Annotated in this window: 12 protein-coding genes; 7 read left to right on the top strand and 5 right to left on the bottom strand. The window is 72.1% G+C overall.

Annotation, left to right across the window (positions count from 1 at the left end):
* Nucleotides 1–73 precede the first annotated feature (73 nt).
* Nucleotides 74–2320, top strand: coding sequence for a protein kinase domain-containing protein (locus ELQ39_RS23470; RefSeq protein WP_242593807.1), 2247 nt, complete (start codon nt 74–76; stop codon nt 2318–2320).
* A gap of 15 nt (nt 2321–2335) precedes the next feature.
* Here the strand turns inward: ELQ39_RS23470 and nadA are convergent, their stop codons facing one another.
* On the bottom strand, nt 2336–3520 hold the full coding sequence (gene nadA, locus ELQ39_RS23475; RefSeq protein ID WP_190000259.1) for a quinolinate synthase NadA: 1185 nt from the start codon (nt 3518–3520) through the stop codon (nt 2336–2338).
* A 286-nt stretch (nt 3521–3806) separates the two neighbouring features.
* On the opposite strand from nadA, the gene ELQ39_RS23480 reads away from it, so the two are divergent.
* Nucleotides 3807–4163 (top strand): HesB/IscA family protein, encoded by a 357-nt coding sequence (locus ELQ39_RS23480; protein ID WP_190000258.1) that lies wholly within the window; start codon nt 3807–3809, stop codon nt 4161–4163.
* A 99-nt stretch (nt 4164–4262) separates the two neighbouring features.
* Here the strand turns inward: ELQ39_RS23480 and ELQ39_RS23485 are convergent, their stop codons facing one another.
* Complete coding sequence (locus ELQ39_RS23485) at nt 4263–6437, bottom strand: hypothetical protein (RefSeq protein WP_337663023.1); 2175 nt, start codon at nt 6435–6437, stop codon at nt 4263–4265.
* A gap of 143 nt (nt 6438–6580) precedes the next feature.
* Nucleotides 6581–6790, bottom strand: a complete 210-nt coding sequence (locus ELQ39_RS23490) for a hypothetical protein (protein ID WP_225628949.1) — start codon at nt 6788–6790, stop codon at nt 6581–6583.
* 129 nt (nt 6791–6919) lie between these two features.
* On the opposite strand from ELQ39_RS23490, the gene ELQ39_RS23495 reads away from it, so the two are divergent.
* Entirely contained in the window at nt 6920–7894 is a 975-nt protein-coding gene (locus ELQ39_RS23495; protein ID WP_190000255.1) for a carbohydrate kinase family protein, read from the top strand.
* An 11-nt stretch (nt 7895–7905) separates the two neighbouring features.
* On the opposite strand, the gene ELQ39_RS23500 is transcribed toward ELQ39_RS23495, so the two are convergent.
* Complete coding sequence (locus ELQ39_RS23500) at nt 7906–9294, bottom strand: cysteine desulfurase/sulfurtransferase TusA family protein (RefSeq protein ID WP_242593808.1); 1389 nt, start codon at nt 9292–9294, stop codon at nt 7906–7908.
* 274 nt (nt 9295–9568) lie between these two features.
* Here ELQ39_RS23500 and ctaC point away from each other — a divergent pair, with 274 nt between their 5' ends.
* The 4 genes from ctaC to ELQ39_RS23520 all read left to right on the top strand — a co-directional run bounded on the left by ctaC (nt 9569) and on the right by ELQ39_RS23520 (nt 14106).
* Nucleotides 9569–10561 carry an aa3-type cytochrome oxidase subunit II gene (ctaC, locus tag ELQ39_RS23505; RefSeq protein ID WP_386063219.1) on the top strand — a complete coding sequence of 331 codons (993 nt, stop codon included), beginning with the start codon at nt 9569–9571 and terminating at the stop codon, nt 10559–10561.
* Nucleotides 10558–12294, top strand: coding sequence for an aa3-type cytochrome oxidase subunit I (gene ctaD / locus ELQ39_RS23510; protein WP_190000250.1), 1737 nt, complete (start codon nt 10558–10560; stop codon nt 12292–12294). The genes ctaC and ctaD overlap by 4 nt, the downstream gene beginning before the upstream one ends.
* Nucleotides 12291–12689, top strand: a complete 399-nt coding sequence (locus tag ELQ39_RS23515) for a cytochrome c oxidase subunit 4 (protein ID WP_189896723.1) — start codon at nt 12291–12293, stop codon at nt 12687–12689. The genes ctaD and ELQ39_RS23515 overlap by 4 nt, the downstream gene beginning before the upstream one ends.
* A 130-nt stretch (nt 12690–12819) precedes the next feature.
* Complete coding sequence (locus tag ELQ39_RS23520; protein ID WP_242593809.1) at nt 12820–14106, top strand: L,D-transpeptidase; 1287 nt, start codon at nt 12820–12822, stop codon at nt 14104–14106.
* A gap of 75 nt (nt 14107–14181) precedes the next feature.
* On the opposite strand, the gene ELQ39_RS23525 is transcribed toward ELQ39_RS23520, so the two are convergent.
* Entirely contained in the window at nt 14182–14583 is a 402-nt protein-coding gene (locus ELQ39_RS23525) for a response regulator transcription factor (protein WP_190000246.1), read from the bottom strand.
* Nucleotides 14584–14792 lie beyond the last annotated feature (209 nt).

The following is a 14792-nucleotide window of genomic DNA, read 5'->3' on the forward strand; positions in this document are numbered from 1 at the left end:
GGGAACCGGCCGTCGCCGTTTCGCCGTTACCTATGCTGGGGCCTCGAACTGGCTCACGGGGGAGGGGCTCGGGGTGCCGCTGCGCAAGGACGACCCGAAGTCGGTCGGTGGCTACCGGCTGCTCGACCGGCTCGGCGCCGGCGGCATGGGCGCCGTCTACCGGGGCAGGTCGCGGTCCGGCCGCGAGGTCGCCGTGAAGGTGGTGCACGCCCAGTACGCCGAGGACCCCGTCTTCCGGACCCGTTTCCGCCAGGAGATCGCCGCCGTCCGCAAGGTGAGCGGTGTCTTCACCGCGCCCGTCGTGGACGCCGACCCGGACGCCGAACGCCCGTGGATGGCCACCCAGTACGTGCCCGGCCCCTCGCTCGCCGCGCGGATCCGCGACGAGGGCCCGCTGAACCGCGCCGAGTTGCGGCGGCTGGCGCTCGGCCTGGTGGAGGCGCTGCGGGACATCCATCGCGCCGGGGTCGTCCACCGCGACCTCAAGCCCGCCAACGTGCTGATGGCCGACGACGGCCCCCGGGTCATCGACTTCGGCATCTCGCGCGCGGTCGAGAACCACAACACCCTCACCGAGACCGGCCAGATGATCGGCACCCCGCCGTTCATGTCCCCGGAGCAGCTGACCGACGCCCGCTCGGTGGGCCCGGCCTCCGACGTGTTCTCCCTGGGCGCCCTGATCGTCTTCGCCGCCACAGGCCGCGGCCCCTTCGACGCGGACAGCCCCTATCTGACGGCGTACCAGGTGGTGCACGACGCCCCGGCCCTGGACGACGTGCCGGACCTCCTGCGCCCGGTCCTGGAACGCTGCCTGGCCAAGGACCCCGAGGAGCGGCCCGAACCGGGCTCCCTCGCGGCCGAGTTCATGGCCGCGCTCCTGGAGACCGGTGACGAGGAGGCGTCCACGGTCCGGCTGCGCGCCGGCGAGCTGGCCCTGGTGCGGACCCGGCCCGCCGGGCCCCCCGACTCCGGCTTCGGCCCCGACGCCTCGTCCGCGCTCGAGCCGCCCGCCCGCCGCCGGGGCCGTGCCCGCAGGCTGTGGGCCGTGTCCGGGACCGCCGTCGCGCTCGCCCTCGGGCTGACGGCCTACCTCCTCTCAGGCCCCGGGGACGACGGGCGGAAGGGCACGGACGTCGCCGCGCCCTCCCGGTGGGCCGCCCCGCCGGACGGCTGGCGGCCATGGCAGACGACGGTGGAGGCGCCCGCCGCGAGCGGGGTGAAGCGGGCGTACGACGTGGCCGGGGTGGGCGTCTTCTCCGCCCCGTGGTGCGCGGTGGAGGGAAACGCCGTGTTCTGCGCGGGCGACGGGACGCTGCCCCTGCGGATCGACGCGCTCACCGGGCGGGCCGTCTGGCGCGCCGACGGGGTGCCGTCCGCCGCGGCCGAGGGCGAGTTCGGCTTCTCGGTGCTCGGGGTCGTGGACGGCACGGTGGTGGTCGAGCAGCAGTACCTCCCCAGCCAGGGCGGCGAGATCCGGACCTCGGTCAGCGCCCTCGACGCGCGCACCGGAAAGCGCCTGTGGCACCGCGGCCTGAATGCCGGTCAGGCCCGCGCTCACCTCCACGGCGACCTCGTGGTCGTCCCGGACGACGACAGCGGCCGGACGCTCGTCGCCCGCTCGGCACGCACCGGCGCCGAGCGTTGGACGGCCGCGCTGCCGGAAGGGCAGTACTGCCACTGGGCGGGCTCGGGCACCGACGTCCCCCTTGTGTGCGCGCCGGGCGATGAGCCCGCGGAGCACCGGGTGCTCCTGACCCTGGACGGAACCGACGGCACGGCGCACACCGCCGAGGCGCCCTACGACTCCGTGCCCCTCGGATCGTTCGACGGGCGCGTCCTCCTGCTCGACCGGTCCGAGGCCGAGGAGGGGGACGCGTACACGCGCATCCGGCTGGTCGACACCGGAACGGGCCGCTCCACGACGACCCGGCTCGCGCACGAGCTGGAGGGGGACGTGACGCTCGCGGACGGCGTCCTGTGGGCCGCCTCCTCCTCCGGCCGGCTCACCGCGGTGTCGGCCCGGACCGGCGCACGGCTGTGGACCACCCGCACCAGCCTGGAACAGCCCTCCGGCGTCACCCACGATCCGCGGGCCCGCGTGGTCTACCTCTCCACCGCCAGCGGCCGGGTCGCGGCCCTCGACGCCTCGAAGGGAACCCCGCTGTGGGAGACCCTGCCGCGTGCCCGGCGGGCGGAGAACCTGGGCCGGGAGTCGGCGCAGGTGCTGCTGCACGACGGCGCCCTGGTCGTCAGCACGTCCGAGGGCGATCTGTTCTCGCTGGACCCCGACCACCCCGACCGGGAGCCCGTGCCGGGGTGAGGGCGGGGCGGCCGGCTACGGCAGCGCCAGCATCCGCTCCAGCGCCAGCTTCGCGAACGCCTCGGTCTCCTTGTCGACCTCGATGCGGTTGACCAGGGTGCCTTCGGCGAGGGACTCGAGGGCCCAGACCAGGTGGGGGAGGTCGATGCGGTTCATCGTCGAGCAGAAGCAGACCGTGCGGTCGAGGAACACGATCTCCTTGTCCTCGGACGCGAAACGGTTCGCCAGGCGGCGGACCAGGTTCAGCTCTGTGCCGATGGCCCACTTGGAGCCGGCCGGGGCCGCCTCCAGCGTCTTGATGATGTACTCGGTCGAGCCGACGTGGTCCGCGGCGGCGACGACCTCGTGACGGCACTCGGGGTGCACCAAGACGTTGACGCCCGGGATGCGCTCACGGACCTCGTTGACGGAGTCCAGGCTGAAGCGGCCGTGCACCGAGCAGTGGCCGCGCCACAGGATCATCTTCGCGGCGCGCAGCTCCTCGGCGGTCAGTCCGCCGTTCGGCTTGTGCGGGTTGTAGACGACGCAGTCCTCCAGCGACATCCCCATGTCCCGCACCGCCGTGTTGCGGCCCAGGTGCTGGTCGGGGAGGAAGAGGACCTTCTCGCCCTGCTCGAACGCCCAGTCCAGGGCGCGCTTGGCGTTCGACGAGGTGCATATCGTGCCGCCGTGCTTGCCGGTGAAGGCCTTGATGTCGGCGGAGGAGTTCATGTACGAGACGGGGACGACCTGCTCGGCGATCCCGGCCTCGGTCAGCACGTCCCAGCACTCGGCGACCTGCTCGGCGGTGGCCATGTCCGCCATGGAGCAGCCGGCCGCGAGGTCGGGGAGGACCACCTTCTGGTCGTCGCCGGTGAGGATGTCGGCGGACTCGGCCATGAAGTGCACACCGCAGAAGACGATGTACTCGGCCTGGGGGCGTGCGGCCGCGTCCCGCGCCAGCTTGAAGGAGTCGCCCGTGACGTCGGCGAACTGGATGACCTCGTCACGCTGGTAGTGGTGGCCGAGGACGAAGACCTTGTCCCCGAGCTTCTCCTTGGCCGCGCGGGCGCGCTCCACCAGGTCCGGGTCGGAGGGGGAGGGGAGGTCGCCGGGGCACTCCACACCGCGCTCGCTCCTCGGGTCGGCCTCGCGGCCGAGGAGCAGCAGGGCGAGGGGCGTCGGCTGGACGTCGAGCTCCGGGGTCTGGGCGGTGGTCACGACACGCACCCTTTCTGTTCTGGCGACTTCTCGTCGAAATGACGCTATCTATCATAACCGGTTCACGTCACTTTGACGATGGCCATAGCGTCCATGTGACGTGAATCCCGGCGGCCGCCCGTTCATTCCCCGCGGGCCCCGGCCGGCGACGGTTTCCGCTCCGCACGGCGTGTGCGAGCATGAGGAGGGAGCCGAGGAAAAGACGCGCCCGGCCCGGAATGAATCCGCGGCCCCGTCGGTTGCAACCGTCGGCAAGCAGTCTCCGTACAACCCGGGAGAGATGTAGATGTCCGTATCGGACGAGACCACCACCGTCACCGACGGCATCATCCTGACCGACGCCGCCGCGTCCAAGGTCAAGGCCCTGCTCGACCAGGAAGGCCGTGACGACCTCGCCCTGCGCGTGGCCGTCCAGCCCGGCGGCTGCTCCGGCCTGCGCTACCAGCTCTTCTTCGACGAGCGCTCGCTCGACGGCGACGTGGTGAAGGACTTCGGCGGTGTGAAGGTCGTCACCGACCGCATGAGCGCCCCGTACCTGGGCGGCGCCACCATCGACTTCGTCGACACCATCGAGAAGCAGGGCTTCACGATCGACAACCCGAACGCCACGGGTTCCTGCGCCTGCGGTGACTCGTTCAGCTGAGCGTCACCGGTCCGTGCGACGGACCACATGACGAAGGCGGCGACCCCGTGACCACGGGACCGCCGCCTTCGTCGTAGGCGCGTGCGGTGCGTACGACGCTCAGCGCGCGCTGGGCGGTGCGGGCAGGCGGGCTCCGCCCTTGTGCAGCGGCACCGGGTCGCCGTCCGCCGTCACCACCTGGCGGTCGCCGAGCGGAGCGTCCAGCCGCAGCGTCTGCTCGTACTGCTTGGCGATCAGGATGCACACCTTGTCCGGCCAGGGTGTCTCGGTCACCCGCACGGTGACCTTGCCGTCGCTCTCGCTCGCCGTCGCCCGGTAGTCGGCGCAGACGCCGCCGGTGAACGTCACGGTCAGCTCGTCGCCCTGGGCCGTGTAGCCCTCCACCTCGACTTCACGGGTGGCCGGCGCGGACGTCGGCTCGTCACCGGAGCCCGACGGCTCCTCGCCCGGACGCTCCCCGGACCCCGTCGGCGCGGCGAGGAACTCCGGCTCCACCGCCGGATGCGTCACCGTGAACGGGTTGTCGGAGCCCGCCGGGCGCACCTCGAACAGCCAGGACGGCACCAGCGCCGGACGCCCGTCCACCGAGTGCGCGGCCAGCCCGAACACCGCCTCGTCCACCGACACCGTGTCACCGGCCGGCTCCTTCGCCGCCGGGGCGCACGGCTCCTCCTGCTGCTGCCCCTCGTCCAGCGGCACGGGGGCGGCGCAGCCGCCGATCTCCACCCGGTCGCCGGCGCCGGGCGCCCCGTTCATCGCGTCCAGCGCCTCGCGGGCGCTCACCACCGGGTACTCGTCCCCCTTCACCGGCTCCGCGAGCCGCCCGCTGCCGCCGACGACCTCGCCGCTCGCCCCGACGACCACCCCGGTCGTCCAGCCGTACGTCGGCAGCCCGCCGACCTCCGGTTCGGCGTTCACCACGCGGCTGCCGTCCAGCACCTGGCTCGCGTCCAGCTTGGCGTCGTCCTGGCCCACCGCCTTCAGCACCGGCGCGGCGGCCTTCTTCGCCGCGGCCTCGCTCACCGCGGCCGTCCCGGCGCCGGTCGGGGCCTTGCAGGTGGCTCCCTTGCAGTTGTCGCTGCCGGGGATGTTCCGGCTGAACGTCCAGGTGCCGGGGGCCTGCTTGTCGACACGCAGGGTCGGGCCGGAGCCGTCCTGGCCGCCGATGCGCCAGGAGCCGCCCTCGGCGAACGGCCTGCCCTCGATCCCCAGCGCCTCGGCAAGGGCGACCACCCGGTCCTCGGTGACCTGGCCGCGCGCGTGGAAGACGGGCGCCGCGTCCGGGCCGTCGGGGAGGGCGCCCTCGGCGCGGTAGGCCGCGCCGTACGGGTTGGGCTCGCCCGGCGCGATGCCGTTCGGGCCGCTCTCGGAGTAGCCGTCCAGGGCGAGCGGCGGGGGAGTGGCGTCACCGTTCGCCCCCGGCGTCGAACCGCCCCCGGCGTCCCCGGCCGCCCCGGCCGCGAGATACGCCCCGCCGCCGCCGACCAGCAGCACGGCGGCGGCGACGGAGGCGGCCAACGCCGGTGTGCGGCGGCGGGCCGGCCGCTCGTACCCACGGTCCGCGTCCCGGCTCCCGCCGACCACGGGCTCGGGTCCGGCGTACGTGTGCGCGTCGGCGGCGTCGCCGTCCGGCGGGGCGGAGGGCTCGGCGGGCGCGTCGCCTGCGGCTGCCGGGCCGGCGGCTTCGGCCGCGGGGACTCCGGTGCTCGCGGGCCCGTCCGTCCCGGCCGCGGACGCGTCGGCCCGCGCGGGCCCGCCCCCCTCGGCGCGAGGCGTGTCGCCGCCGGCGGCCTGCGGGCCTGCCGCCTCCGGCTCGCTCAGGCGCGAAGTCGCGGACGCGTCGGCCGGTGCCGCCCGCGGTTCGGTCCGGCCGGGCTCCCCGGTCCCGGCCGTTCCCGAGCGGGCCGCGGGCGCGGTGCTCCCGTCGGGCGCTGCGACGGGCCGGTGCCCGGCGGACCCGCCTGCCTCCGCCTGGGAGGCGCCGGCGTCCGGCTCCGTCTCCTCGGTCCGATCGGCCGCACCGGATCCACCCGTCCGTGTGACGCGCCCGGCCTCGGACGACGCGGCGTCCCCGCCGTCCTCGGACCGCGGAGCCCCCGCGTCCTCGGCCGGGGCGGATGCCTCGACGTCCCCCGCGCCACGCGTCCCCGTGGCACCGGAACCGGATGCGGCCGCCTCCGAGGAGGCGGTGCGCGGCCGTGCGCCCTCCGTGTCGGGCGCGTCGCCCGAGACGGGGCGCGGCTCGTCGTCGTGGTCGGGTCGCTCGGTGTTCACCGCATCGCTCCTTCGCCTGCACAGCTGTCCCATGCGGACCCTGCCCGGTCGCGCCGGGGCTGCTGAGGGTTCGTGTCCCGCATCCCCTTCACGGGGGACAGCGATGGGACGCAGTGGGGGAGCGCGCGGTTCCCCGCGTTCGCTCAGTCGCCGTAGTCGGACATGGCGTCGAGCATCCGCGCCGAGGCGGGCGGCACGTCCACCCCGTGGATCAGGGAGGGCGACACCGGCCGGGCTGCCGTCCGCTCGGGCGCCGCCCAGTGCGGGACCATGCGCGCACAGTCGCCGCGCAGCGAGGTCAGGTCGCCCTCGAGGTCGACCGGAGCGGAGGTGTGGACCTTGATGTTCGTCATGTCCGCACCGTATGCACGCCGACAGCCGTGAAGAAAGAGCTACTATCGGGTAGTTTCGGCTGCTTCTACGGGCCGTTCCCACCCGGTAGCGTGAAGTGTCAAACCCCCTCCCCCAGGAGAATCCACGCCGTGCGCATCGCAGTCACCGGCTCCATCGCCACCGACCACCTCATGACCTTCCCCGGCCGGTTCGCCGACCAGCTCGTCGCGGACCAGCTGCACACGGTCTCGCTGTCCTTCCTGGTCGACAACCTCGACGTGCGTCGCGGCGGGGTGGCCGCGAACATCGCCTTCGGCATGGGCCAGCTCGGCACCCGCCCGATCCTGGTCGGCGCGGCCGGGTTCGACTTCGACGAGTACCGTGCCTGGCTGGAGCGGCACGGCGTCGACACCGACTCCGTCCGTATCTCGGACACGCTGCACACCGCCCGCTTCGTGTGCACCACGGACTCCGACCACAACCAGATCGGCTCCTTCTACACGGGCGCGATGAGCGAGGCCCGCCTGATCGAGCTGAAGACCGTCGCCGACCGCGTGGGCGGCCTCGACCTGGTGTCCATCGGCGCCGACGACCCGGAGGCGATGCTCCGGCACACCGAGGAGTGCCGCTCGCGGGGCATCCCGTTCGCCGCCGACTTCTCCCAGCAGATCGCCCGCATGGACGGGGAGGAGATCCGGATACTGCTGGAAGGGGCCACGTACCTCTTCTCCAACGAGTACGAGAAGGGCCTCATCGAGACGAAGACCGGCTGGACCGACGAGGAGATCCTCGCCAAGGTCGGCCACCGCGTCACCACCCTCGGCGCCCGCGGCGTGCGCATCGAGCGGGCCGGCGAGCCGGTCGTCGAGGTCGCCTGCCCCGACGAGGAGCGCAAGGCCGACCCCACCGGAGTCGGCGACGCCTTCCGCGCCGGCTTCCTGTCCGGCCTGGCGTGGGGCGTCTCGCTGGAGCGCGCCGCGCAGGTCGGCTGCATGCTGGCGACCCTCGTCATCGAGACCGTCGGCACCCAGGAGTACCAGCTGCGCCGCGGCCACTTCATGGAGCGCTTCACCAAGGCCTACGGCGACGACGCCGCCACCGAGGTGCGCGAGCACCTTCGCTGACCCAGGTCACCTCACGACAGCCGGCGGACCACATAGGACGCGCCCCGGTCCGCCGGCTGCTCGCCGACGTACTCCTGGCCGCGCATCTCGCACCACGCGGGGATGTCGAGCCGGGCCGCCTCGTCGTCGGCGAGGACCCGCACCAGGCCGCCCACCGGCACGTCGCCGATCACCTTGGCCAGCTCGATCACCGGGATCGGGCAGCGCCGTCCCAGCGCGTCGACCACCAGCGCCTCGTCCGGCTCCTGCCTGACGGTCTCCGACCGGGACACCGGCGCGCCCAGCTTCTCCCGCACCCCGGCGACCACCCCCGGCAGCACGTCGAGGAAGCGCTCCACGTCCTCCTCCTCGGTGCCCGGCGGCAGCGAGACCCGGACGTTGCCCTCGCTGAGCACCCCCATCGCCCTCAGCACATGGCTGGGCGTCAGCGTGCTGCTGGTGCAGGACGAGCCGGACGACACGGAGAAGCCGGCCCGGTCCAGCTCGTGCAGCACGGTCTCCCCGTCGACATAGAGACACGAGAAGGTGACCACGCCCGGCAGCCGCCGCTCCGGGTCCCCGACCACCTCCACGTCCGGCACCAGCCGCGGCACCCGCGCCCGGATCCGGTCCGTCAGTTCCCGCAGCCGGGCCGCCTCCTGGGCGGCCTCCGCCCGCACCGCCCGCAGTGACGCCGCCGCGGCCACGACCGCGGGGAGGTTCTCGAACCCGGGCGCCCGCCCCGACTCCCGCTCGTCCCGCGGACCCTGGGGCGCGAACCGCACCCCCTTGCGCACGGCCAGCAGACCGACCCCCGAGGGCCCGCCCCACTTGTGGGCGCTCGCCGCGAGCAGCGACCAGCCGCCCTCCACGGGGCCCCAGCCCAGCGACTGCGCCGCGTCCACCAGCAGCGGCACCCCGGCGGCCCGGCACGCCTCGGCCGCCTCGGCCACCGGCTGCAGGGTGCCCACCTCGTGGTTGGCGGACTGCAGACAGGCCAGCGCGGTGTCCGGCCGCAGCGCCCCGGCGAACTCGGACGGGCGTACGGCGCCCGTGCGGTCCACCGGGACCTCGGTGACCGTGCCGCCGCCGTCCCGGTGAACTTCCGCCGCATGGAGTACAGAAGAGTGTTCGACCGCTGACACGATCAGGTGACGACCGGTGCGCCGTCTGCCGACCAGCACCCCCGCGATCCCGGAGTGCACCGCGGCGGTCCCGGACGGGGTGAACACGAGCTCGTCGGGCCGGCACCCCACGGCCTCGGCGGCCGCCTCCCGGGCGGCGTCGAGCAACAGCCGCGCCCGCCGCCCCTCCTTGTACAACCGCGCCGGATCGGCCCACCCTTCGTCCAGCGACGCCAGCAGAGCCTGACGGGCGACGGGATGAAGAGGAGCACCGGAAGCAGCATCGAAGTAGGGCACACGGCAACGCTAACCCCCTCAGGGGCGCGGGGAACCGCGCGATCGGCCACGGCGACGCCGCAGCCGCCACGACGCCCGTACCCCCGGATGACGAGGCGCCCGACGTAACCCGCGGCGCGTACGGCACCCCTCCCCGCGACCCCTCGGAGAGCGTCGGCTAGGGTTTGGTCCGCATAAACATCCAAACCCCTGCCCGACGCAGGGCGGCGACCGACCAGCGAGAAGGCCAGGCCGCAGCCGAACAGCGCGGGCGAGACTCTCGGGAAGGCGCTACGTGAGTCCCAACGGCTCCGACCTCCCCCACGGCCTGGAAGGCGTGGGCGGTACCCCCAAGCCGCGGCGCCCGATGCGGCGGAAGCTGCTGCAGGCACTGACCGCGGGCCTGGTCCTGGCGACCGCCACCGGTTGCACATGGGAGGACTTCCCCCGCCTTGGCATGCCCACCCCCACGACGGAAGAGGCTCCCCGGATCCTCTCCCTGTGGCAGGGGTCCTGGGCGGCCGCGCTCGCCGTCGGCGTGCTGGTGTGGGGCCTGATCCTGTGGAGTGCTTTCTTCCACCGGCGCAGCCGCACCAAGGTCGAGGTACCTCCGCAGACCCGGTACAACATGCCCATCGAGGCGTTGTACACGGTGGTCCCCCTCATCATCGTCTCGGTGTTCTTCTACTTCACCGCACGGGACGAGTCCGAGCTGCTGAAGCTCGAGAAGAAGCCCGACGTCACGGTGAACGTGGTCGGCTTCCAGTGGAGCTGGTGCTTCAACTACGTCGAGAACGTCGAGGGTTCCACGGGCGACGCCAAGACGTCCAAGGAACTCGACGCGATTCCGGACCGCTACAAGGAGGCCTTCCCGGCCGACGCCGGCGGTGTCCACGACTGCGGCATCCCCGGAACCCGGAACCCGCAGACCAACAACCCGGGCCCCACCCTGTGGCTGCCCGAGGGCAAGCGGGTCCGCTTCGTGCTGACCTCGCGTGACGTCATCCACTCCTTCTGGGTGGTGCCGTTCCTGATGAAGCAGGACGTCATCCCGGGCCACACCAACGCCTTCGAGGTGACCCCCAACCGTGAGGGCACCTTCCTCGGCAAGTGCGCCGAACTCTGCGGCGTCGACCACTCCCGGATGCTGTTCAACGTGAAGGTCGTCTCCCCCGAGCGGTACGAGCAGCACCTGAAGGACCTCGCGAAGAAGGGGCAGAACGGCTACGTGCCCGCGGGCATCGAGCAGTCCGGCCCCGAGAAGAACCGGGAGTCGAACATCCTGTGAGCATCCTCAACGAACCCAAGGGTGCCGCGGCAGCAGGGTCCCACTACGAGGACGAACTGCCGGTCAGGCGCCAGAACCGTGGCAGCGTCGTGGTCAAGTGGCTGACGACCACGGACCACAAGACGATCGGCACGATGTACCTGGCGACATCGTTCGTCTTCTTCGTCATCGGCGGCGTGATGGCCCTGGTGATGCGCGCCGAGCTGGCCCGCCCGGGCCTGCAGATCGTGTCGAACGAGCAGTTCAACCAGGCGTTCACGATGCACGGCACGATCATGCTGCTGATGTTCGCGACGCCGCTGTTCGCCGGCTTCGCGAACTGGATCATGCCGCTGCAGATCGGCGCGCCCGACGTGGCGTTCCCGCGGCTGAACATGTTCGCCTACTGGCTCTACTCGTTCGGCTCGCTCATCGCGGTCGGCGGCTTCCTGACGCCGGACGGCGCCGCCAGCTTCGGCTGGTTCGCCTACTCGCCGCTGTCGGACGCGGTCCGCTCGCCGGGCATCGGCTCCGACATGTGGATCATGGGCCTCGCCCTGTCCGGCTTCGGCACCATCCTCGGCGCGGTCAACTTCATCACCACCATCATCTGCATGCGCGCCCCCGGCATGACGATGTTCCGCATGCCGATCTTCACCTGGAACGTGCTGCTCACCGGTGTGCTGGTGCTGCTCGCCTTCCCGGTGCTGGCCGCCGCGCTGTTCGCCCTGGAGGCGGACCGCAAGTTCGGGGCGCACATCTTCGACTCGACGAACGGCGGAGCGCTGCTGTGGCAGCACCTCTTCTGGTTCTTCGGTCACCCCGAGGTGTACATCATCGCGCTGCCGTTCTTCGGCATCGTCTCCGAGATCATCCCGGTGTTCTCCCGCAAGCCGATGTTCGGCTACATGGGTCTCATCGGCGCGACCATCGCGATCGCGGGTCTGTCGGTGACGGTGTGGGCGCACCACATGTACGTCACGGGCGGTGTGCTGCTGCCGTTCTTCTCCTTCATGACCTTCCTGATCGCGGTCCCGACCGGTGTGAAGTTCTTCAACTGGATCGGCACCATGTGGAAGGGCAGCCTGTCCTTCGAGACGCCGATGCTGTGGACGCTGGGCTTCCTCATCACGTTCACCTTCGGCGGTCTGACCGGCGTCATCCTGGCCTCGCCGCCGCTGGACTTCCACGTCTCCGACTCGTACTTCGTGGTGGCGCACTTCCACTACGTGGTGTTCGGCACCGTGGTGTTCGCGATGTTCGCCGGCTTCCACTTCTGGTGGCCGAAGTTCACCGGCAAGATGCTGGACGAGCGGCTCGGCAAGATCACCTTCTGGACGCTGTTCATCGGCTTCCACGGCACCTTCCTGGTCCAGCACTGGCTGGGCGTCGAAGGCATGCCGCGCCGGTACGCGGACTACCTGGCCGCGGACGGCTTCACCGCCCTGAACACGGTCTCGACGATCGCCTCGTTCCTCCTCGGCATGTCGCTGCTGCCGTTCTTCTACAACGTGTGGAAGACCGCCAAGTACGGCAAGCCGGTCGAGGTCGACGACCCGTGGGGCTACGGCCGCTCCCTCGAGTGGGCGACCTCCTGCCCGCCGCCCCGGCACAACTTCCTCACCCTGCCGCGGATCCGCAGTGAATCCCCGGCGTTCGACCTGCACCACCCGGAGATCGCCGCGCTCGACGAGCTCGAGAACGCCGGTCACGGCGAGAAGGCCCTCTCCGGCGGCAAGGAGGCCGGCAAGTGAAGATCCAGGGCAAGATGTTCATGTGGCTGAGCCTCTTCTTCCTGGCCATGGCCGTGGTCTACGGCCTGTGGTCGAAGGAGCCGGTCGGCACCACTGCCCTCGTCCTGTCCTTCGGCCTGAGCATCATGATCGGCTTCTACCTGGGCTTCACCGCCCGGCGGGTCGACGTGGGCGCCCAGGACAACAAGGAGGCGGACGTCGCCGACGACGCCGGCGAGGTCGGGTTCTTCAGCCCGCACAGCTGGCAGCCCCTGGCCCTGGCCGCGGGCGGCGCCTTCGCCTTCATGGGCGTGGCGATCGGCTGGTGGCTGATGTACTTCTCCGCGCCGCTGCTGCTGATCGGCCTGTGGGGCTGGGTCTTCGAGTACTACCGCGGTGAGAACCGCACCCAGTAACACGCCGCGAGGCACCGGGGAGCCCGGACACTCCGTCAGGAGGGTCCGGGCTCCCGCCTTTGCCGCATCCGCCTCACCCGTTCGGGCCGCCCGGTGAGCCGGGAGGGGCCGGGCTCCCTAGCGTGAGGCCATGAGAGACACAGAGTCCCCCCGCACCGGCCTGCGCGGCACGCGGGCCCGCCTCGCCGGCTGCGCGCTGCTGGTGGCGGCCCTCGGCGCGGGCGTCACCGGCTGCTCCTCAGACGGCAGCCCGCTGTCCGCCGAGCCGTACGACGCGACGGACCAGATCTCCTTCGGCGGCTCCCTCGACGAGGGCAAGCCCGCCGACCCCGACAAGCCCCTCGAGATCACCGCCGAGGACTCCGACGGGCGCATCACCGACGTCGTCGCCGTGGACGCCTCCGGACGGCACCTGGCGGGTGAACTGGCCGCCGACGGCAGCCGCTGGCACAGCACCACCCCGCTGGCCGCCTCCGCGCAGTACACGGTCCGCGTGAGCACCGAGGACGAGGACGGCAGGCCCGGCCGCAAGGTCCTCACCTTCAGCACCGGCAAGCCCGGCGCCGCCAAGCGCCTGGGCATCACCTTCGGCCCCGAGGCGGGCACGTACGGCGTCGGACAGCCGCTCGTCGCGGAGCTCAGCGAGCCCGTCGAGGAGCCGGCGCAGCGTGCCGTCGTGGAACGCGGCCTGAAGGTCGACTCCACGCCCTCCGTCACCGGCGCCTGGTACTGGGTCGACGACAAGAAGCTGCACTTCCGGCCCAAGGAGTACTGGCCGGCCAACGCCACCGTCGAGGTGCGCAGCAACCTGGAGGGCATCAAGGTCGGCGACCGGCTGCGCGGCGACGCGGCCAAGCCGCTCACCATCCGCACCGGTGACCGTGTGATAGCCGTCACGGACGCCGCCGCGCACCGGCTGACGGTCCACAAGAACGGCGAGGAGATCAAGCAGATCCCCGTCACGACGGGCAAGCCGGGCTTCGAGACCCGCAACGGCGTCAAGGTGGTGCTCGCCAAGGAACGCTTCGTACGCATGCGCAGCACCACCGTCGGCATCGCCGAGGGCTCGTCCGAGTCGTACGACCTGGACGTGCACTTCGCCACCCGGGTCACCTGGAGCGGCGAGTACGTGCACGCCGCCCCGTGGTCGGTCGGCTCGCAGGGCTACGCCAACGTCAGCCACGGCTGCGTCGGGATGAGCACCGCCGACGCCGAGTGGTTCTTCGACACCTTCCGCCAGGGCGACCTCGTGGAGGTCGTGAACTCGGAGGGCGACACCATGGAGCCGTTCGGCAACGGCTTCGGCGACTGGAACCTGACCTGGGACAAGTGGCGCGAGGGCAGCGCCCTCACGGGCAGCGGGAAGACCCCCGACACCGCCCAGCAGGTGGCACGGCTGCGGCCCGCGGCCGTGTGAAACAGCTCAGGGCCGCCGCGCACGCCCACGGGCGGCCGGCGGCCCCGTCCGGCCGCCAGGGCCGGCGCCGAAGCCTCAGGCGCCCGCCAGCGCCTTCCGGCGCAGCAGGGAGGCCAGGGCGTTCGCGAACTCCACCGGCTCCACCGGAAGCGTCACCGCGGCCTCCGCGCGGCTCCAGGTCGCCAGCCAGGCGTCCTGCGGGCGGCCCATCAGCAGCAGCACCGGAGGGGCGTTGAAGATCTCGTCCTTGATCTGCCGGCACAGCCCCATGCCGCCCATCGGCACGGCCTCGCCGTCCAGGACGCACACGTCGATGCCGCCCCGGTCCAGCTCCGTGAGCACGGCTGCCGGCGTCGCGCACTCCACGAACTCCACGAGGGGCACGTCCGGCGCCGGCCGCCGCCCGGTGGCGAGCCGCACCTGCTCCCGGGTGTTGGCGTCGTCGCTGTAGACCAGCACCGTGGCGGTCGCCTGCATTGTTCCTCCACGCGTAAGAGAGAGGGCACGGCTCTGTCGGGAACTTCGGGTACCGATGGCGCGGATGCTACCCCCTCGGACCGCCCGTCAACACTGGTTCGGACACGGCTTCGAAAGGGGCTCCCCTGGGCCATACGGGCAGTCCAGGAGGGGCGAACACACCGAACGGCACCCCCGGGAGTGAGGGCGGGATAAGCGACCGACATAAT

The sequence above is a fragment of the Streptomyces sp. GB4-14 genome (assembly GCF_022696125.1).
Classification (GTDB): Bacteria; Actinomycetota; Actinomycetes; order Streptomycetales; family Streptomycetaceae; genus Streptomyces; species Streptomyces werraensis.

Bases quoted from the DNA above. Each gene is read 5' to 3' on its own strand.
- ELQ39_RS23525 (WP_190000246.1), bottom strand. From the start codon at position 14,583: ATGCAGGCGACCGCCACGGTGCTGGTCTACAGCGACGACGCCAACACC.
- ELQ39_RS23480 (WP_190000258.1), top strand. From the start codon at position 3,807: ATGTCCGTATCGGACGAGACCACCACCGTCACCGACGGCATCATCCTG.
- ELQ39_RS23520 (WP_242593809.1), top strand. From the start codon at position 12,820: ATGAGAGACACAGAGTCCCCCCGCACCGGCCTGCGCGGCACGCGGGCC.
- ELQ39_RS23490 (WP_225628949.1), bottom strand. From the start codon at position 6,790: ATGACGAACATCAAGGTCCACACCTCCGCTCCGGTCGACCTCGAGGGC.